At 65.2% G+C, this 18,755-nt stretch carries 18 protein-coding genes; all 18 read right to left on the bottom strand.

Annotated features, from left to right (window positions below; translation table 11 throughout):
* Positions 1-19 precede the first annotated feature (19 nt).
* Complete coding sequence (locus ACFOW7_RS21705) at positions 20-250, bottom strand: hypothetical protein (protein ID WP_378168660.1); 231 nt, start codon at positions 248-250, stop codon at positions 20-22.
* On the bottom strand, positions 247-1,806 hold the full coding sequence (locus tag ACFOW7_RS21700; protein WP_378168658.1) for a hypothetical protein: 1,560 nt from the start codon (positions 1,804-1,806) through the stop codon (positions 247-249). Before ACFOW7_RS21700 ends, ACFOW7_RS21705 begins: the two co-directional genes overlap by 4 nt.
* Positions 1,807-1,875: 69 nt before the next feature.
* Positions 1,876-2,214, bottom strand: coding sequence for a hypothetical protein (locus tag ACFOW7_RS21695; protein ID WP_378168656.1), 339 nt, complete (start codon positions 2,212-2,214; stop codon positions 1,876-1,878).
* 6 nt (positions 2,215-2,220) lie between these two features.
* Positions 2,221-2,628, bottom strand: coding sequence for a hypothetical protein (locus ACFOW7_RS21690; RefSeq protein ID WP_378168654.1), 408 nt, complete (start codon positions 2,626-2,628; stop codon positions 2,221-2,223).
* Positions 2,625-3,629 carry a hypothetical protein gene (locus ACFOW7_RS21685; RefSeq protein ID WP_378168652.1) on the bottom strand — a complete coding sequence of 335 codons (1,005 nt, stop codon included), beginning with the start codon at positions 3,627-3,629 and terminating at the stop codon, positions 2,625-2,627. The genes ACFOW7_RS21690 and ACFOW7_RS21685 overlap by 4 nt, the downstream gene beginning before the upstream one ends.
* Positions 3,626-4,765: a hypothetical protein gene (locus ACFOW7_RS21680; protein ID WP_378168650.1), complete on the bottom strand. Its 1,140-nt coding sequence runs from the start codon at positions 4,763-4,765 to the stop codon at positions 3,626-3,628. The genes ACFOW7_RS21685 and ACFOW7_RS21680 overlap by 4 nt, the downstream gene beginning before the upstream one ends.
* A 26-nt stretch (positions 4,766-4,791) precedes the next feature.
* Positions 4,792-8,310, bottom strand: coding sequence for a hypothetical protein (locus ACFOW7_RS21675; protein WP_378168648.1), 3,519 nt, complete (start codon positions 8,308-8,310; stop codon positions 4,792-4,794).
* The gene (locus tag ACFOW7_RS21670; RefSeq protein ID WP_378168646.1) at positions 8,307-8,696 is read right to left on the bottom strand and encodes a hypothetical protein; all 390 of its coding nucleotides are present in this window, start codon (positions 8,694-8,696) and stop codon (positions 8,307-8,309) included. The genes ACFOW7_RS21675 and ACFOW7_RS21670 overlap by 4 nt, the downstream gene beginning before the upstream one ends.
* Positions 8,693-13,021, bottom strand: coding sequence for a phage tail tape measure protein (locus ACFOW7_RS21665; RefSeq protein ID WP_378168644.1), 4,329 nt, complete (start codon positions 13,019-13,021; stop codon positions 8,693-8,695). The genes ACFOW7_RS21670 and ACFOW7_RS21665 overlap by 4 nt, the downstream gene beginning before the upstream one ends.
* 63 nt (positions 13,022-13,084) lie before the next feature.
* On the bottom strand, positions 13,085-13,858 hold the full coding sequence (locus ACFOW7_RS21660; protein WP_378168642.1) for a phage tail tube protein: 774 nt from the start codon (positions 13,856-13,858) through the stop codon (positions 13,085-13,087).
* Positions 13,842-14,027, bottom strand: coding sequence for a DUF7210 family protein (locus ACFOW7_RS21655; RefSeq protein ID WP_378168639.1), 186 nt, complete (start codon positions 14,025-14,027; stop codon positions 13,842-13,844). The genes ACFOW7_RS21660 and ACFOW7_RS21655 overlap by 17 nt, the downstream gene beginning before the upstream one ends.
* Positions 14,028-14,091: 64 nt before the next feature.
* Positions 14,092-14,532 carry a hypothetical protein gene (locus ACFOW7_RS21650; protein ID WP_378168637.1) on the bottom strand — a complete coding sequence of 147 codons (441 nt, stop codon included), beginning with the start codon at positions 14,530-14,532 and terminating at the stop codon, positions 14,092-14,094.
* 2 nt (positions 14,533-14,534) lie between these two features.
* On the bottom strand, positions 14,535-15,146 hold the full coding sequence (locus ACFOW7_RS21645) for a phage tail protein (protein ID WP_378168635.1): 612 nt from the start codon (positions 15,144-15,146) through the stop codon (positions 14,535-14,537).
* Positions 15,143-15,622 (bottom strand): hypothetical protein, encoded by a 480-nt coding sequence (locus ACFOW7_RS21640; protein ID WP_378168633.1) that lies wholly within the window; start codon positions 15,620-15,622, stop codon positions 15,143-15,145. Before ACFOW7_RS21640 ends, ACFOW7_RS21645 begins: the two co-directional genes overlap by 4 nt.
* Before the next feature lie 62 nt (positions 15,623-15,684).
* Positions 15,685-16,266 (bottom strand): head-tail connector protein, encoded by a 582-nt coding sequence (locus ACFOW7_RS21635; RefSeq protein WP_378168631.1) that lies wholly within the window; start codon positions 16,264-16,266, stop codon positions 15,685-15,687.
* A complete protein-coding gene (locus ACFOW7_RS21630; protein ID WP_378168629.1) occupies positions 16,263-16,502 on the bottom strand; it encodes a hypothetical protein in 240 nt (79 codons plus the stop codon). The genes ACFOW7_RS21635 and ACFOW7_RS21630 overlap by 4 nt, the downstream gene beginning before the upstream one ends.
* Before the next feature lie 58 nt (positions 16,503-16,560).
* Positions 16,561-17,904, bottom strand: coding sequence for a phage major capsid protein (locus tag ACFOW7_RS21625; protein ID WP_378168627.1), 1,344 nt, complete (start codon positions 17,902-17,904; stop codon positions 16,561-16,563).
* Positions 17,905-17,974: 70 nt separating this feature from the next.
* On the bottom strand, positions 17,975-18,755 hold a 781-nt coding region (locus tag ACFOW7_RS21620; protein ID WP_378168625.1), incomplete at its 5' end, for a S49 family peptidase.

Genomic DNA, 18,755 nt, shown 5'->3' with positions numbered 1-18,755 from the left:
TTGCTGGTAATGGTGAGGGCTAGCCTTCGATTTGATGGGCTGGCAGATCGGGGGCTGGTCCGTCAATGCGGCCGCCCAGAACAAACACGGTGGCGCCCTCCTCGGCCTCGCCGCTCACCCGCAGTAAGCCGCCGCCGAGCAGTTGCACAGTGACCGTGCCGTCGCCGTGAACGGTAGCGACGCGGGCATGCTGACGCACCGGGCTGGCCAGCATTTCCTTGAACTGAATCCAAACGTTCCAGGTGCTCATAGGAAGTGCCTTTCGACGCCAAGGGTTTGCCAGATGTTGTCGGACGATTGAACGTTGATCGAGACGCTACGGATCAGGCCGCGCCATGACTCGTCGCTGTCCTCGAATTCAAGCAGCTGGTTCGGCAGCACGCGGCCCAGGTCAGCGAGCATCGGTAGCTGCAAGGTGATATCGGCCTGCGGGCCGGTCGCGGCGAGTGCCGCAAGGCCGCGCTGCCGGGCTACATCGACATGGGTGATCAGGGTGTCGGCGATATCGGGAGCGATCAGATCGCCCGCTGTGCCGTGTCGGCGGACGTGACCGATGATGCCGCCTTCCCGGTCGCCCGCGACAAACACGGCATTGCAGCGCGGCAGGTGTCGATCATTCCAACCGATGACCTTGACCGGCCCAGCCGGCAAGACGATATCGGGCGTTGCGGCATCGATCTCCCAGGGCAGAACCGGGTAACGCGGCGACACTCGCAGCGCCAACAAATCCGGCCCGGCCAGCACGGTGCCGCCTGCCGCTTCGGCGAGCCGGGTAATCACATCCATCGGCGCGGCATCGCTGATCGACCAGCAACCGGGTGGAACAAGCCAGTCGGCCATCGTCCAGTCGAGCGCGGTACCCGTGTTCTCCAGCGCCTGGTCGGCAATTTGTCGGGCCGTGATCGGGGCCGAGGCTGATCGCGACAGTTTTGGCGCGTAGTCGCCCGACAAATAAACGGCGAGCGATCGGCCGGTAATCGAGCCAGAGCCGCTGCCGAATTGCCTCGACCCGCTGGTCTCGGTCACGACGAAGCGCCAAACGAGGCCGTTGACTTCGACGCCTACCTCGATCGGCCGGTCACCGCTACGCCGACGCAATAGCTGGCACTGCCGATCCGGCAATGCTGCAGAAAGGGACCACGACCAGGAGTCGATATCGGTCGAAATCGTCAGCGACGTTGGGTCCAGTGGTGCGCCGTCGCCCTCGCGCCACATCCTGATTTTGTTGATCACGATATATAGCCTCAGATTGGGTATGCGGATGCCGACCGGGTCGACGCGGCCGAGCCATAGTAGTGCCGGTGCGCCCGGCTCGATCCGGCGCGCCAGGTGCAGCCGGGTCGGTAGCGAACCGCCCGGTGGTGGCGGCGGGATCGTCCCCGGCGTGGGGGTGGGAGTTGGCGGTACGGGCGGCGGGACCGGTGCCCGGCCCAGTCCGACGCGGCGTGCCTCCTGCCACGGCAGCGAATTGACACGGTGAACGGGTGTCGCTGGGGATGCCGAGGACTCGACGCCGCGAGAGACGGCAGCTCCGTCGCGCCAGGGTTGTAGCGTGGCGGCGGTACACGGCACGAGATGCACCCAGAGTGCCGTCGACTCGATATGGACCGGCGTAGCGGGCTGATACGCCACATCGGCCGATGTGCTTCGCTCATGCATCGACGCCCAGGGCACGGTCAAGCGCTGGTCGACCGGGACTGCCGTTGCCCAGCCGCCCTGGATGCCTACGGCGCGCTCGATCTGAGCCGTCCAAGGCGCGACGGCCTTTGCTGCACCGGCCGCCGCTGGCGACCAGCCGGCCAGCACGGTCGAGCCGGCCAGGTCATGCCCACGCCACGCTGAAACGGCACCAGCGCCCTGCCCGGCTGCCGGCCGCTAGCTGCTCCGGATCGACCGGCCGGCGCCGCGTGGGACGGCATGGTCATAGATCAGCACGCCAGTGGCCGATCCAGCGTCGCCGCCGTCGCCCGCGATCGACAGCACCGGCAGCAACAGTCCCTCGGCCAGGGTGTCGGCCCCGGCCAGCTCGGCAGGCATCACGATGACCAGTTCGCCCATGGCTGCTGCGTCGTCCTGGGCATCCAGCACACCGACCACGGCCTCGACCGGATCACCACGTGGCCGGCCCAGGTGCAGATCGGCCGAGCCATCGATCAGCCGGCCGAGCACCAGATCGCCCGACCCGGTGACGGGGCGTGCGGGTGGGTTTGCCATAACGGTTTACCGGAGAATGAGAGAAGGCAGGCGCAGCAGTGCGCCCGCGTAAAGCATGACGCCGGCTGGGCCGCCGGAAACGCCGAGCTTCAGATCCGCTGTGCTGTCTTTATCGCCGACGGACATATCGCCGACCCAGGCGTCCGAGCCAGTCGAGAGTCGCGCCCAGGTTGCCACGCCCGTGCGTAGCATCACCGTTTCCGCAGGCGGTACCAGCACGAGGCCTGCGTCGGAGACCTCGCCGACCGGTTTGGCCAGCGTAAACACGACTAGCGGCGGTTCGGTCGCGGCCACGCCCGGCGCCGGGGCGATGCCGCCGTAGATCGCCAGCTTGGCCGGCGCCTGGCCAGCATCGAGCGCAGCAAGTACGGCGGCAGCCCGAGAGCGCCGCGTGGCAGTGGAGTAGACGATCATGGGGTCACCCTCGGAATCAGGCCGTCAGCGGCGTCGGCTTGCCAGATCGGGACCGGGTCATCGAGACCCAAGGCGACATAGCTGCGGGTCGGGTCCAGCCCGTAGACACGATATTTCCCATCCTCGCCGGAGCGCGTCTGCGCAATGAGCAGCCCAGTATCCCGGTCGTACAACCGGACAGCACGAGCAGCCGGCTTCTGACTAGGACCGATCGCCAGCGTGCCCTCGTGCCAGCCGGCCCCGGTATACGGCACCTGGGCTACCGGCCCGGGCACCGTCGCGGCGGCCAACTCGGCGAGCGCCGGCCCGAGCTGTGCTGTCGGGTTGGGTGTGCCTACGCTGCGGATGTTGAGCGCTGACCAATAGTCGAGCTGGCGCTGCTGCAGGCGCTCGACCGACAGCGCTCGCGGGTGAATCGCGCACCATGCAACGATCGCGTCGCTCGGGGGCTCGCCGGGCCAGTTGCTCGCAAAGAGCTTCCACGATTTCCTGCGTGTGGCTGCCCGGGGGGTCATCGCGAATGGCCAGACAGTGCCGTTGAGCAGCAGCGCACTCTGGCCGGTCCGGTCGATTCGGACGGCGGCATAGATCAGCCGGGCGCCGGAGTAAGTCAGGTGAGAAGCGACTGACCCGCCATCTGCGTAAAACGTAATGACCCCGGCGTTACCGCAAAACATGACCAGACAGTTTTTGTCCGGACCGTCCGCTATATCGAAGATCCGACGCGGAAAACTCTGACCCGGGCCGAGCTGCACCAGCAGCTCGATCGTGATTGCGCCATCCGCCCCGCAGTAGTCGGCGTCTGCTGGTAGCTCAATCCAGCCGGATCCGGCCGAGCCGGCGCCGACGTCGCCACCAAACATCGGCAGCCGCGTCTGCAATGTCCCCTTGCCCTGGGCCGGTAGCTGCCGCCCCGCTCGATCCGGAAATGCCGGGCCGGCGCCATCGAACACCCACAGCGCCGCCGGCTGATCGGTCAGCACATCGTCAAGCACTGTCATCGCCACGGCCCCGTCGCATCGTGCGGGGCGGTGCCCCAGGTGGCTGGCCAGGACCGCATGGGCAGCCAACGATAGTCACGGCCGGACGGGCCGCTGGTTCGCTCATAGGGCATCACGACCTGCACTGGGTGTAACGACTGCATGGCCCCGGGCAGCACGCCGCGCACGATCCGGCCGCCCGACTCCACCACCAACACCGGATGCAGCACGGCCGCGTTACGGTCGCCCACTGGGCACGGGTACTGGATAGGGCCATGCCCACACAGCCGTTCGGTCGCCCGGTGCCCCTGTAGCGTGAAGCGAACCGGACCACCCATCCCGCCCGCCCGGCCGACCAGCCACCGCCCGATCTCGTCGCTGGTCGTCAGCAAGTCACGTGCGAACTCGACGTCGGCCGAGCCGGGTGCGTCGTTCTCCTGACCGGTCAACAGGGTGCCCATGGCGTCGGCCGCGCTACCCAGGGTAGTCAGGTCGCCGAATGCATACCATGCGGCGGCCAGATCGCCCGAGCCGTCGATCGTCAGGTAGAACGCCCGATCGTCAGCAATGAGCGACCAAGCGCGCGGCGTCGCATCTCGGCTGATCGACTTCCGCCAGGTCAGCCCGGTCGGGCGGATCGCCAGCGGCGGACAAGGACTATCGCCGTTGTCGATATCAGTCATCGTGAGATACGCCCTGACACGGGTGTATTGCGGGTCGGTATCGTCGATCCGCAGTGGCCGGCGGTTGCCGACGGCTGCACGGAATACCGCCTTGTTGGGAGCGGTAAACGCCCGTTCCCAGCCGGCGCCCGGGCGTTTCAACGTGATGGCTCCGGTCGCGGCCGGCAGGTTCAGATCGAGTGGCACGGCGAACTCGACGGTGGCCGGCGTCGGGGTACGGAGCGCACGCCACTCGCTGTTCCAGCCAGCCGGCGTGGCGCCCGCGATGGCAAACACATCGCCCGGCTTGAGGCCATGGCTAGTCGAGACCGTGGCCGTGGCCAAGCCCCCGACCTGGTTTAGTGTTTCGACCGTTTTGAGGCCAAAACCATCGACCAGACAGCCAAGCAGCAGCGACAGCAGGCTGCCCGGCTGGCCCACCAGCACAGGCGCGCCGGGCATCGTCGAGTCGTAGTAATGCACGGGATAAATCATTTGGTAGACCTCTATGGTGAAAACGGTCAGGCGTCCACGCCGCCAAATCCGCGCAGCCGAAACGAATCTGCACCGCCCGTGGCCGGTCCCATCTGGACACTGCGGGCGATCCAGGCGGCCGCGTAGGCGCCGCGCGTGTTGAAGCGGAGCACCGCGCCGATGGGCCAGCCGCCGCCCCATCCCGCCGCCTTGATCGTGAAGTAAGGCTTTCCGGTCGCTGGGTTGATCGGGGCGCAATCGGACGAGGTGGTCCCGGCGCCGATCTCGCCCACACCTTCACCGATGACCTTGAACGCCGTGTTGGAGCTGAAAACCAACGCCCAACGCTGATCGATGGCGCCGATGTTGTTGACGACGATGGGGTAAACCGTGGATTGGTACTGCGCGTTGATGGGATTGCCGACGCGGCTGTCGGCCCACTCGCCGGTCCAGGTTTGCTGACTGAATGGGGGCGAGGCTCGGGCGAATAGGTCGCCCACTTCCATGCACGAGCTGACCACCGTTTCGCCGGCCGGGTAGTCATGGGTCAGTGGCCGCATCAGCCCGATATCGCCGCTGATCTGGGCGTCGTTGCAGAGAATCTGATCTTCGACGCGGTGTTCGACAGCCAGCGGCAACGTGAAGCCGGTCAGATCGAGCGGCGCAGCCAGCGTGACCGTGCCGGGGTCCAAGTCAGCGGTATACATTGAGCGCGGCAGCTCTTTCCCCAGCGCATCGACTACGCGGACCTCGGCGAGTCGCGTCCGGCCAACACCAATTTTCAGCCCGGGCGTTGGCGCTGGAACGGCTTTGCTCGCGGTGTGATGAATCGCCACGATATCGCCCGGCCGAATGATCGGCACCCGGCCATCGCTTGGCAGACGGACCGGGTCGAGCCCCAGCAGCTCGGCAGACAGCGGCAGATAGGTGTAGGCCACGGCGTTGTAACGGATGCCGACCGGGTCATAGAGGCGAGGCTTAAAAATCTTGCCATCGCCGCGCACCAAATCAGGCTTGTACCACCACTCCCCCTCATTTCCGGCCGCCAGCACGTAGTCGCCGAAGCGCAGTCGGACGATGCCTGTCTGTGCCTCGAAGTCCCCCTCGAAACCGGCCCCAGTGATCTTGCCGCTGGTTTCCGCCTGCACACTGACGGTTCCACCGCCCGGGACATCGATAATCACGTTCAAGCTGCCCGGGCGGATCGGCGCAACGGGTGTTCGAAAGCACACCCCGCCCACCAGCAGACCGCCCATGGCCGTGGCCAAAGACTCGGTCGCCGGCGCCGTGGGCGCCCCGGCTGTCCAGACCGACAACACGCAACGGCCCGTGCTGTAGTCAATGGTGCCGGCATGAATCCCGGAGCCGGTTGCTGGGTCGATATCGCAGTAGAGCGAACCGACCCGATCGATATAGACGCGACCCCCCAGGCGGAAGCGGACCGACCCGGGCACGATCCGTTCTTGATCGTTAAACGTCAGATCGACTGCGAGCTCGGTGGCCGTGGCGTCGATCACGGTGGGCGGCGTACTGCTGCCCACTTGATAAGTGGCGGCGCCCACACTGGACAACTTGAATTGCGGACTGCCGACTTCGATCACGACCGCCGTGGGCGGCTGGTTATTGGCGGTGAACAGGCCGAACTGGACGTCAGGAAATTCGCGGTAGCGCGCAAAGCTGACGGTTTTGGTGGCGTAATCGATCTGGCCAACATCACGGCCCTGCGGGTCAACCAGCTGGCCCACGCCGTTATCGACAAGCCGAATCTCGTAGGGCTTGCCATTGCGGGCATAGACGACGGGCAATCGCAGCGTTCCGCGCACCCACTCATCGGGCAGCACGAAGGCCACCGGGTCGCCGGTATCTGGCACCACCCCTGGTTGGTAGATCTTGGGTGGTATTGCCGCGCTGCTCGACACGATCCGATAGGCTTGGCCGGTCGCCGGCAGCGTGGCGGGTGCCATGACGATCCGGCCGCTTGCATAGTCCAGCCGGCCCACCGCATCACCAGTCAGCATGCCGCTGCCGTTGTCGCTAGCGGCCGCCATCCCGTTCGGGGTGTCCCATTCGATGCGGACCGTTTTGGGGGTCAGCGGCTTATCGGCAGGAAGTTGGAGTTGCAGCTGCACCCCAACAACCAGCGGTGTATTGCTACGGTTGAACAGTGCCACCCGGCTGCACCATGCATACAGGATGGCCGTATCGGCATCAGGCAATGCCCCCATGGTGATCGTGGCCGTGCCGCTGGCGTAGTCAATTCGGCCGGCGCCGAGGCTTGGTTCCGCCGCACGCAGCCCGCCGCTGCCGTCGTCGCGCAGATCCACCCAGCGCTCGCCCGTTCTGTAGCTGACGACGAGCGTACCCGGCGCCGGCGCCGGTACCAGCGTGATGATGGCGTTTTGCGAGCGAGACTCAACCGTGACTGGCGTGGCCCAGGTATTCGTTACCCGGCTCGAAGCGGCACCAGGCTGAAAAGTGACCAGCTTGTCGCCCCGCCAGATCGGACAATCAACATTGAACGTCACCCGACCGCCCGGGTAGTCGACTGCCCCTACCTCGGCCCCAGCGAGCATCAGCCGGCCGCCGTTGTCAGTCATCAGCACCGCCCCAAACTTGATCGACAGCGACCCTGGCGTGATGGGGCTACCGACGTGCATTGCTGCGCCGGGCGCCACGGTCGTCGCGACGGTGATCGTGACCGGTCCGGCGCCCGCGTCGAACAAGGCAACGCCTTGGCCCGCTGCACTGAGCTGAGACAGCACGGTTTCGGTCTGGGCCGAGGGAACGAGCTGACTAAAAATGCTCTCCACCCGAATGCTGAACTCACCGGGCTTGCCGGCCCGCGTCAAGCCTGTCGCGCCGTAGTATTTCGCTGCATTGGCCACCACGGTTTCCCGTACAGCGGCAGCGGCGTTGCCGTCATCAAACGGGGAGGGAGAAGGGCCGGTGAAATCGCGGCGCAACGGGTCGCTGATTTCACAAGTGACGACACGGCGGCGGAACGTGTAGGGCTGGTTGCCGCCAATGTTGACGCTGAATTCCCGGATCTCGTCGCGTGTCTTCACTACCCGCACGTACTGCTCGTACTCAGTCGGCTTGCCCTCGTTCTCGACCAGACAGAGCACCATACCCACGCGCGGCAGCGGGGCGCTTTCACGCTGGACGATGGCGATCGTTTTCTGGCCTTCGAGCTGGCGTTCGAGCAGCTGCCCGGCCCAGCGTGTGCCACGCGCGAGATAGCGCTCGACGCGGTCGCGTGCGTGGCGGCGGCGGTCACCACTGTCGGGAGTGCCGAACAGCGTGACAGCCACCCGAGGATCTTTGGGGCGGGCGCTGATATAGATAAGCGCGCCGGCCAAGGCTTCAGCGCCCGTTCCTCGCACCGCCAAGAAGGACTTGGCCATCTTCACGCCACCGCGCACACGATCGGTCGGCGAAATATCCGGGAAGAGGTTGTTTTCCTTCCCAGAAACAATAAGGCGGCCCGAGATGGGGCCGCCTGCGTCGGGGTCGTCGCCAAGCCGTTCAGGCTCGACGAGGACAATATCGTCGTCTGTCAAACTCATACGGTAAGGAACCTCAGGGTCACGTTGTATTCGTCATCCGGCCCTTGCACGATCTTGTGTTCGATCGGTCTGGCCTCGATGGCGCCTTCGCCGTGGCGCCACATCACGTCAAAGCGCCGACCGTCGGCCAGGGTCAGAACCATGACCTTGCCGGGCATAGAGGCCAGCTGGTAGAGCTGGAGCAGGACAGCGCGGGAGCAGTAATTGGTGGCATCGTCCCCGGCTAACGTGATCGGCCGACCAGCCCGTCGCTCGCCAACCTGCACGATCAAGGCTCCCGCCAGACCGTAGTCAACGTTCTGGGCGATGGGCGCCCAATTGAGTTCGTCGGACCAAGGCAGGTCCGGCAGCTCGATGCCATCAAGGCTGTGGTGTCGTTCGATCATCTGATGGATACCTGTTTGTACTGAGCGATGTTCTTGAAGAAGTCGCGCATGGCGGCGATCTCGTCTGGGGCGCCCTCGACTTCGGCTTGGCGGCCGCCCAGTTCGACAACGAGCTTCTCGGTTCTGACGGGGGCGGTTGGGGTTGGCGCGGGATTGCCGGGCTTGCTGAGATCGGGCTTGGCCTTGCTATTGCGCTCGGCAGCTTTGGCCTGGGCCGTGGCCAGATCGCGCTGTTCCTGTTGGTTCAACAACTCCAGGGCTTTGCGGGCGGCAGTTTCGACCTCCGCGTCACCCGCGCCGCGTTTGCGCTGCTCTTCGACACGCTGGCGTTCTTTGGCGTATTTCCGGCGGGTCACCGCTTCGTCATTGCCGGCGTCGCGATCGAGATCGTCCTGAGCGGAGTCGGCCATCTCTTCCAGGGCCTGCTTGGCGTCCTGAGCCTCGGCTTTGAGATCCGCGACACGCTGGCGCGCGCCGTCGAGCGCGGTCTTGAGGCCGTCGAGATCGGCTTCGTCCAGCAAGTCGAACTGCCAGCGCATTTCTTCGAGCGTTGGAATCTGCTCGTTCAGTCCGACGCTGAGGCCGTCGTATTTACGGGCGAGATCCGCGACGGCGGCGGCTTGATCTTTGATGCCCTGCGCAATCCGCTTGGTGGCAGCTTCCTGTTGGATAACAACGTTGGAGTAGTTGAGGTTGGACATGTACTTGTCCGCCGCTTCCCACTCCTGGCGGACCTTACGAACGGCTGCCGCCGTGGAGATGCCCATCTGCTCCCAGCTGATCTTGATGGCCTGGGCGGCCTTCTTCTGCTTCTCTTCGGCCTTCTCGGCTTCCGCGCCGCCTTCTTTTACCGAGTCCCCGGCCTTTTTCATGGCGCCGGCCGTGTCCTCACCAGCCTTCTTGCCGGCCTTGCCGGCACGCTCGGCCGCTTCGGCAAATTCGCTGAATTTGACCGAGGCTTCGGCGGTCTCGGCCTTGGCCTTGGCAATGGCCACCTCGGTAGTGGTGCCGCCCTGCTGGACCTTCTCCAGCGCGGCCTGGGCCGCATTGTGATAATCCAGCGCCGTAGCCTTCCCGGCTCGATAGGCCGTCTCGATCCGGGCCAGCGCAGCGCGGGCCTCATTGGCTTGGCTGCGCAGGGCGGCGGTGCTGGTGACGCCCAGTGCCCGGAAATCATCCTCCAGCCCGGACACGGCGCGTGCCACCTCGTCGGCCTTACGATTGACGGCCTCCAGTGCCCGGGCGAGCTGGTCACCAGACAGGCGGCCGGTAGTCCCCAGCTCGCGCACCACCCCCCGCAGCCGCTCGACGGCGCGTGGGGTGTCGGCTCGCTCGAGCGCCGTGGCCAACGACTCCCGCAGCTGCACACCCGTGGCCAAGCCCGTGGCTCCCAGGGCCTTAAGTGATGCCGTGGCCCGCTTGCTCTCGGCGGAAATGCCGTCGAGCGCCCGATCAGCATCGACCCCCAACCGTTGCAGGGCCTCGCCCGCAACCACCCGGGCAGCCCCGGACATCTCGCCGAACTTTTTGCGCGTCTGTTCGGCCAGGCGGGGCAGCTCCTCATCGGTGATCTTGGCCAAGCCGGCGCCGATGTTCGCCTCGATCTGTGTGCGCGCTTCGACGGTGGATTCTGTGGCGATCGGGCCGAGCTGCTGGAGCCGGCCGATCAATTCGCCCACCCGGTCTACAGGCGCCGACAGCCCCTGCTCCAGCTTGTTGAGTTCGGCCGCGAGATCGGTAACGGCGTCCTTGGTCAGCTTCCCGTCGTTCACCAGCCCTTGCAGGATCACGCGCAACGACTGAAACGCAGCCGGGCTGTCCGCGGCTTTCATGGCGTCATTGAGCGCGGCGGCGAACAACTCGGTATTGATCTGACTGCTGCGGGTCACGGTGTCGAGCCGCATCATCGCGGATCGGGCACTTTCACTCAGCCCGCTATACGACTCCTCAGCCGCCTTGAGTTTGGCGCGATGCTGCTCCACCGCATCAGACAGCTGCTGCGTGGTAGCGGCCGTTTGGCCGGGCACGATCGCGGCATCGTCGATCAGCGCGCGCACTGTCTCGCGGTGTTCCTGTACCGCCTTTTTGTATCGTTCGACCGACGCCACCATGGTGTCATCGGTGAACGGCGCCAGCTGCAGGTCAGCGATCAACTGACCGGCGAGTTTGATCTCGCCGAGGATGCCAACGAGACGGGCGCCGGCATCGCGCGCCCACTCGAACTGGTCGTGCAGGTACGTGCCGATCGCGAAGCCCGCGACCAATGAGCCCAGGCCAGCAAAGGCCATTTTCATCAACCCGGCCTGCGTGGTGATGCCCTGCAAGACCGGTTCAAGCACGGTAAGCCGCGACGCCAGTGCGGCAATGGCGTTGCCGCTGGCCATCTGCAGGCCCACGAAGGCCAGCTTTAGGGCGCCCAGTGAACCCACGATCGTGACGGCGGTAGTGGCAAGCCCGGCAAGGGCCGGGTAGGTCTCGGCAAGCTCTGCCACGCCAATGGCCAGATCGCCCACCGTATCGGCAGCGGCAGCCACCATCGGCAAAAACACCGAGCCGATATTGATGGCCGCCACTTCCATGGCGCTACTGGCACGATCGAGCTGGTATTGCGTGGTCTTGGTTCGACTGTTGAAAGCGTCGACCAGCCGGGTTGCGTAGCTGCTCTTGTCCGCGACCGTGCCCAGGGCCTTTTGGTAGGCGTCCAGGCCCGTGACCAGCTTGCCGATCGCGGGCGCGTATTCGGCGCCGAACATCCGGCCGACCACCTCGGACTGCGTCTGCCGGTCGAGCTTTTGCAGCGTGCCTAGGAAATCATTCAGGGCGCGCTGAGGGTTGCCACGGACAGCCGCCGCCATTTGCTCGGCGGTCAGCCCGATCTGCGCCAGGCCCGCCTGGAAATCGGCCCCTTGCAGGCTCGCGGTATTAAGCCGCGACAGCAGGGCGTTGATCGCGGTGCTGGCCGTTTCTGATGTGCTGCCGAGCGAGATCATGGCAGCGCCGAGCGCGCCGGCCTGCTCGCCAGCCAAGCCGAACTGGGCTGCACTGCCGCCAATCCGGGTCATTACATCGAGGATCTGGCTTTCCGTGGCAGCCGTCGAGTCGCCCAGCGCGTCGATGGCGCCCGCCAACACGCCCACTTCCTGGATGGATAGTTTGTACAGATTGGAAAGCTGGGCCACCGCAATACCGGCCGCGTCAGCGGTGACGCCCCAGCTATTGGCAATGCGGCCAGCGGTGAGAATGTAGGTTTCGAGATCGGGAACCTGAACGCCGAGCTGCGCCCCAGCCGCCGCCATATTGGCGACTTCGGTAGCGCCCCGTCCCAGATCGGGCGCCAGCTCTTTGATCCGGCTGCCCAGCTTCCCGAGCACCTCTTCACTGGCCCCCGATTTCTTGGCCACATCGGCCATCGCCGACTGAAAATCGGTTGCCTTGTTGGTGACGATGGTCAGCCCCGCCGCGCTGGCAGCCAGGCCGGCCAGGGTGCCGCGCATGTCGCCCAGGCTGTCCATGGCCGCGCGGGTCTGCTGCTCCAGTTCGCTGATTTTCCGTTTGACCGCGTCACCGGCCTGCACCAGCTCAGCCGCCGTCAGCTTGCCGCTGCTGCGCAGCACGTCGTAAGCGGCTTTGACCTTCTGAATCTCGGCGTTGACCTCTTGATGCGCGCGCAGGCCCAGCACCTGGCGTGCGTCCCCGATCTGGGTCAGCTGCTTGGCGGCTTGCGCCAGCTCACCGTAGCTGGCTTTCAGATTTTGCTGCGCCTGGGTCAGCCGGGCCGTATCGACGCCGGCCGTTTGAAGCTGGGCGCCGGTGGCACCAAGCTGCGAACGCAGCTGCTCCATCCGCGCATGCGCCTGGCGGGTGGCCTCGCTGGCCTGGGCGAGTTCTCGCTTGAGTTTGCTGGTCGGATTGGTGGTGGCGTCGAACTGCTTTTGCACCGTGAGCAGCTCGCCGCGCAGGCGCTGGAACTGCTCGGCGGCTGCCTGCTCTTGCAGGGTCAGCGCCTTAAATTCATTGATCGCCTTGTCGAGCCGGGCGAGCCGATCCATTTTGCTGGTCAGATCGGCAACCTGGGTAGATGTGACCGCGCCGACGCGGGCCAATTCCTGCAAGGCCTGGGTGGCCACCGCCATGTCCTTCGAGCGCTCGGCGGCGGCACGCAGCCCAGCCGCCATCGCGGCATAGCTTTGGGCCGACTGGTCGCCAGCGAGCGTGGCACGCTCGGCCAGACGGTCCATATCCCGGGCCAGGCTCTGCAATTCCTGGGCACCCGTGGTGCGCGCAGCAATCAGTACCTCGGCAACCATTGCGTTCGAATTAGCCATTGCAGTGTCCGGAAAAACAAAAAGCGCGGCTGGCGGGCCGCGCTTGGTGGAGGGGAAAACAGGTTATTTTTTCAGGAAGGTGATGCGGCCAAACTGGCCAAGTGGGCCTTCTGCCGGTCGGGACAGATCGGCCATCAGGGGCAGCTTCAGGTCGAAGACTTCCGTGTCGTCGCTGATGAGCGCCAGCTTGTCGACCGGGTCGCCGCCCACCCGCCACAGCTCGATCAGGACCGGCTCGCCATCGTCGGCGTTCAGTCCCTCGATCCGGACGGCGTACTCCCGCAGCCCACCGCTCATCACGGTAGAGCTTTCGGTGGCCTCGTACTTGTAGTCGGCCTTGAAGGGCTGGGTGAAGCCGGCCACATCCAGAAAACGAATGCCACCGTGTACCGAGTATTCGTAGTGCTTGCCCTCGACCAGCGTGGCGGGCTGGGCGGCGCTGTCTTTGATGACCAGCTCGGACACGCCCATGTTCTGCAAGCCGACGATATTGCCGACCACCAGACCGGCCGGTAGTGCCTCCTCTGTCACCGTGCCGGCCGCTTTCGAGAAGGTCAGGCCGTTCAGAATCAGATCCAGGTTCTTCCTGAAGGCTTGAATCTTGAGAGCCAGTTCACCTTCGCGCTCCGTGATGCGGTAGCCCACAGTCTGGCGTTTGCCCGTCTGGGATTCCTTGAACGCCTTCTTGGTGATCTTTTGCGAAAGCTCCGCGCCAGGGGTGTTGCCCAGGTGGCCGTAAATGCGACTCGGCAGCCAGCGGGGGGCCAGCATGACGGACCCTTGGCCACCGAAGGTGCTGAGGGTGTGATCGACGATTAGCTTACTCGTGTCCAGCATGGTTTCTGTCCTTCTTGTTGCCGCGCTGCGGCGGGGTTTCGATGGGAGAGGGGGTGGCGACGCCTTGATTGATCAACCATCGGGCGGTGTCGTCGTCGAGCGTCAGTTCGGTGCCGGCAGACAATGACTGGCCGGCGTGGGTGTGAGGGCGTTGCAGGGTGATGCGCATAAAGGCAACTCCATGAATGCAAAACGCCCGCGCAAAGGCGGGCGTTCCTGGGGAGGGAGTGGGGCTAGGTGAACCGCTCCTCAAACTCGACCGTGATCGAAAAGCGCACCAACGTGAAGTTGTCGCCGGGTGCGGGTTCGCCCACTTCCAGCGCGGAGAGCTTGACCTGTTTACGTCGGAACGGGCTCGCGCGCCGCGCCGCAACCTTCAGATCGCGCGTGAGCCGATGCGCCGCCTTGCGGGATTCGTCGTCAATGCCGTCGAGGTACGCCTCAAAGTCCGTAGTCAGGCGGGTCATTCGACCATCACTGCCCGAAAGGCCGCCGTCCTCATCCCGCCAGCCGATCAGGGCAGCCAAGGGGCTGGCCGTCTCCTGTGGGATGCCTTCTGCCGTCTGGAAGATACGGGCACCCAGATCGGTCTGATAGCCATTGGTTGGCAGGATCTGCCTAAGCAAAGCGAGCACGCCGTCTTGCGCGTCTTCGGTCGTGGCAATCATCGTCATGGTTAGGGCTTCCGTTGTGTGATCCGGGCAGCAAACACGCGGGCGACATGGGTTTGGATTCGATCCAGGAAGCCCCGGTCCGCAGCGACTTTGTGCTGAATCATCGTGGCTGTCGAGGGCGCCAGCGCATCGTCGAGATCATCTACCTTCTGGGCGCTTTTGCCGGCCTTGATACGGTAGTACCGCGTGGTGGCCCGGCGCTTGTCCTCTTTCGAGCTGTACGTCCGCAGGGGCGTCCGAGCCTTGCCGCGCGGATTGATAAAGCCAGCGGCGACCTTGCTACCACTGACGACCCAATCCACGACGACTCGCGCCCGGGTTGGCTCGGCCGTGGCCTCGGCCCGGAACCGGAACAGCTTGGCCGGGATACCCGCGCCGGAAGCGCGAATCTCAGCAACGGGATTGCCCACCGTGGCACGCCTCACTTCGATGCGCGCGCCCAGCGTGCGGCGTGGGACGCCCGTCTTGCTTGAGAATTCCGGGATCAGTTCTTTCTGTCGGACCTCGCTGGCCACCTCATTCACGGCGGCGACAGCGACTTGATCCAGCGCCGTCGCCTTGACGCGGGTCTCGGCTGCCGCGCGATCGATACTGTTGAGCGAAACCCTGATCATGCCGGCGCTACCCACGCGGAGCGGATCACGCCATCGTCGCCGTCGTCAGCCAGCTTCAGGATCTTCCATGCCCGGCCGCGCATGACGAGCTGCTCGCCCGGCTGTGGCCGGCTGACCTCGAAGACGGGCAGTTCGGCCCGCCATTGCCGCTTGGCCATCGGGGTGTTGTCCGGCGCAGCTTCGCGAAGGTGGACGCGCGTAACGATCTCGCCGCCCGCATTCGGCAGGAATATCGCCGGCTCGCCGGCCAGCTCGGTCAGATCCAGTACGACCCCACCACGGTCGCCGGGCTTATCGCGCACGGCATCGATCAGCAACAGCCGGTGATCCCACAGCGTGACGAGGTATCGGCCGGCCCGTAGCTCCGGCGAGGCGCGCGCATAGGCCATCGGCGAGGTGGCGGCGCGCAGGCCGCGCGGAGAGGGGTTGTCGGCCTCGCGGTCGCGAACGTCGATCCACCAGTGCTGTGGCGCCACGGGCACCCAGCCAGCACCGTCAGGGCGCCAGAGCGCCGCAGCGGTGCGGAGTTGTCCTGCTCTCATAGATGCACCTGGTTAGGTTTGTAGGGTTTCAGGAGACCGTCGACGAACTTCGTCGGCAGCTCGACGACGGTGGCGCCGGTGATGAATTCCTCGCGGTATTCGTCCATGGTGCCGACGCGATAGAGCAGCCATGCCCGGATGTCCTCCGGCACATCGGCCGGTGACGGACCGAAACCCGCGTCGTACTCGATCACGACCGCGCCGGCGCCGGGCGTCACGGTTGGCCAGCGCTCGCCGGCTGGCTCGATCCGCAGCAGCCGCCCCCGGTCGGCCGGCTGACTGGTCCAGCCAGACCAAGGCTGGCCGTTCACGGTGATGCTGGTGGGCGGCTGGGCGCGGGCGAGGTCGAGGTGGAGCCACGGCACACGGGGGAATTCGCGTAGCACTTCGCGACAGCGGGCTGTGAGCAGCGGGCCGCCGATCCGGCCTTCGCAGGCCCGGACGGCGACGCGCTCCAGGAACTGCAGGTGGTCGTCTTCTTCGGCAATGCCTCGATGCCGACGCCGCTGGCGGTAGATTTCGTCGAGCGTCAGCACCGCCGTGGCGCTGCGCTCGATCACCACGGCGGCCACGGTCAAGGCGCCTTGTCGGCGACGGGCTTCTTCGACTTGTCGGCCGGCTTTTCGGCGGCGGTCAACACCTCGGTGGACGGCGCCACGCCAGCGGCGCCCTCTTCGAAATCGTCGGTCTTGTGGTATTCGGCGGCCGTGCTGTCCACCAAGTCTTTGGCGGTCAGCGGGTCGAAGCCGGCGTATTCGCCAGGGTTGTAGTGACGCCAAGCCCGGGTGAATTTAACGATGACGTTTTCTTGCATGGCGGTTGCTCCAGAAGGAAAACGCCGAGCAAGGCCCGGCGTGTAGGCGGTAGGTAGATCAGGCGCCCCAGGTCAGCTTTTCCAGCACGACGATGTTCTCGACGTGGCGCGGGGCAAAGTCGTGGCGGAAGATCACCCGGATCAGGGTTTCGTTGTTTTGGAATGCGCTGACCAGCACGCCGTCGGCGTTGTAGTAGGTGGTCTCGGTGGAGACGGCGAACTCCATCGGGCCGTCCTCGCCGATCATGCAATCGCCGAAATCGACGAAGTACAGCTCAGTCTCTTTGCCGCTGGCCCCGAGGTTGGACGGGACGTTGTTCGTGGCGCCGATTGGATAGCCGCGGAACATGCTGTTCGCGATTTCCGGGTAGACCTTATTGCCGTTGCCGTCGACCAGGTCGAGCAGAAACAGGTAGGTCCGCGGCGACATGAGCCAGCCCGGTTTACGCATGGCGCTGTTGTTGCCCAGCAGGCACAACATCATCCGGCTCGTATCGGCCTTAACGGCCTCGATAATCCCGATCCGGTCGGCCGGCAGCGGGGTCTGCACGAGGCGGTGAGCCGGAACCGTCCAGCCCAACAGGCTTTTGGGCGCTTTGCCGCCGTCCTCGCTGCCGCGGATGAACTGCTGGTCTTCTTGGGTGGCCAGACCGATCGACATATCGTCTTGGATCTGGGCTTGAGAAAACGCGCTGATCGAGTTGCGCAGCAGATCGTTGTGGATGGGAACGAGACCGGCGAAGGTCTTCGAGTTCATCTTCACGCCGTCGTACTTCTGACCGCCGACCTTGATGCGGTCGGTCACCGGATCACCCACTTGCGTGACGTAGCCACCAACGATACCGCCCTTGTTTCGGCCGAATCCCATGTTGCCATTGGGAAGCGGAACGGCCCGAGCGCCCATCTGGCGAACCACCGCGCGCGGCGTCATCAACTCGATGATTTCGCTATTCAGGTTTTGCGGGATCAACACCGCGCCGCCGGTTGCTTGGTTGTTGGCGAGTACAGCGCCGATGTCTTCGCCGTAGCGCTCGGCCGCATACGGCGCCGCAGCGAGCGGATGCATGCCGCGCAGGTCGCCGATGGCGCCAATGAGGCGGCCAAGGGCGTTGGGGCGGAATTCAACATCGGAACGAGCTTGAGCCGGAACCTTGCTGCTGCTGGGCGGCGGCTGGGGCGACGTCAGACTTTCGACCTGTTGGGCCGTTTCGGCCACCATTCGCTGGGTGGCCTCCAGGCGTGTCAGCTTTGCGCCCAGTTCGTTAAATTCCTTTTGCAGCGCAGCCACTTCGTCGAGCTGTTCGGCGGTCAGTTCGGTGCCGCCGGCTTCGAGTTTGGACAACTCGTCGGCACGAGCCGCAATAGCTGCGCGACGGTTCTTAAGTTCCAGGATTTGGGACATGGATTTGTTTCTCCAGAAATGCAAAAACCGCCCGAAGGCGGTTCGTGTGGGGTTGAGGTACTGCGCGGGGTTAAAGCTGAGTAGCCATCGCCATGGCGGCGGCTCGGGCCGTGGCGCGTCGCGCCGGCGCTGCGGTGGGCTTGTTGCGTCGGCCGGCGATCTCGGCGGCCAGTCGGTTGATCGCCTGCTGTTGGGATTCGACGCGGTCGGCCAAACCGGCAGCGACAGCCTGTTCGCCAAAGAACAAACCGGCTTCGGTGGCGCGGACTACGTCCGCCGATAAGCCGCGGTTGGAGGCGACCGTGTCCACGAACATTTGGTAGTAGTGCTCGATGCGGGCTTCGGCGACGGCCAGGGCGTCTTCGCTCAGCGGCGATTCAGGGGCGAGGTCGACTTTCCGGGCGCCGCGGTAAATCGTCGTGACCTTGACGCCTTCGGTGGCAAGCTGCTGCGAGAAATCGGCGTGCTTCATCACGACCCCGATGGAGCCGACGCCGGCACTGGTGGACAGCGTGATGTCGGTACAGGCGCTGGCCAGCGAGTAGCAGGCTGAGAAAGCGCTGTGATAAACGATCGCGTGAATCGGTTTGATCTTGCGCGCCTCGGCGATGTCGGCGGATAGCTCGAAGCAACCCGTGACGGCGCCGCCAGGCGAGTCGCACACCATTGCCAGCGCATCGACGCGCGGGTCGTCGATGCCGGCCACCAGTTGGGCGCGAAGAGATTCGTAGCTGGTCTGGGTCGCGCACAGGTTGACGTTGGATTCGCGTGGGACCAGCACGCCCTCGACGGGGATCGTCAGCAAGCCGTCTGGTGGGCGGCGCGCGCTCCATGCGCTGCCATCGGCGAGG

Source organism: Chitinimonas lacunae (genome assembly GCF_042650885.1).
GTDB lineage: Bacteria > Pseudomonadota > Gammaproteobacteria > Burkholderiales > Chitinimonadaceae > Chitinimonas_A > Chitinimonas_A lacunae.
Note: the sequence above shows the minus strand (reverse complement) of the source record. Positions and strands in the feature narration are given on the sequence as shown.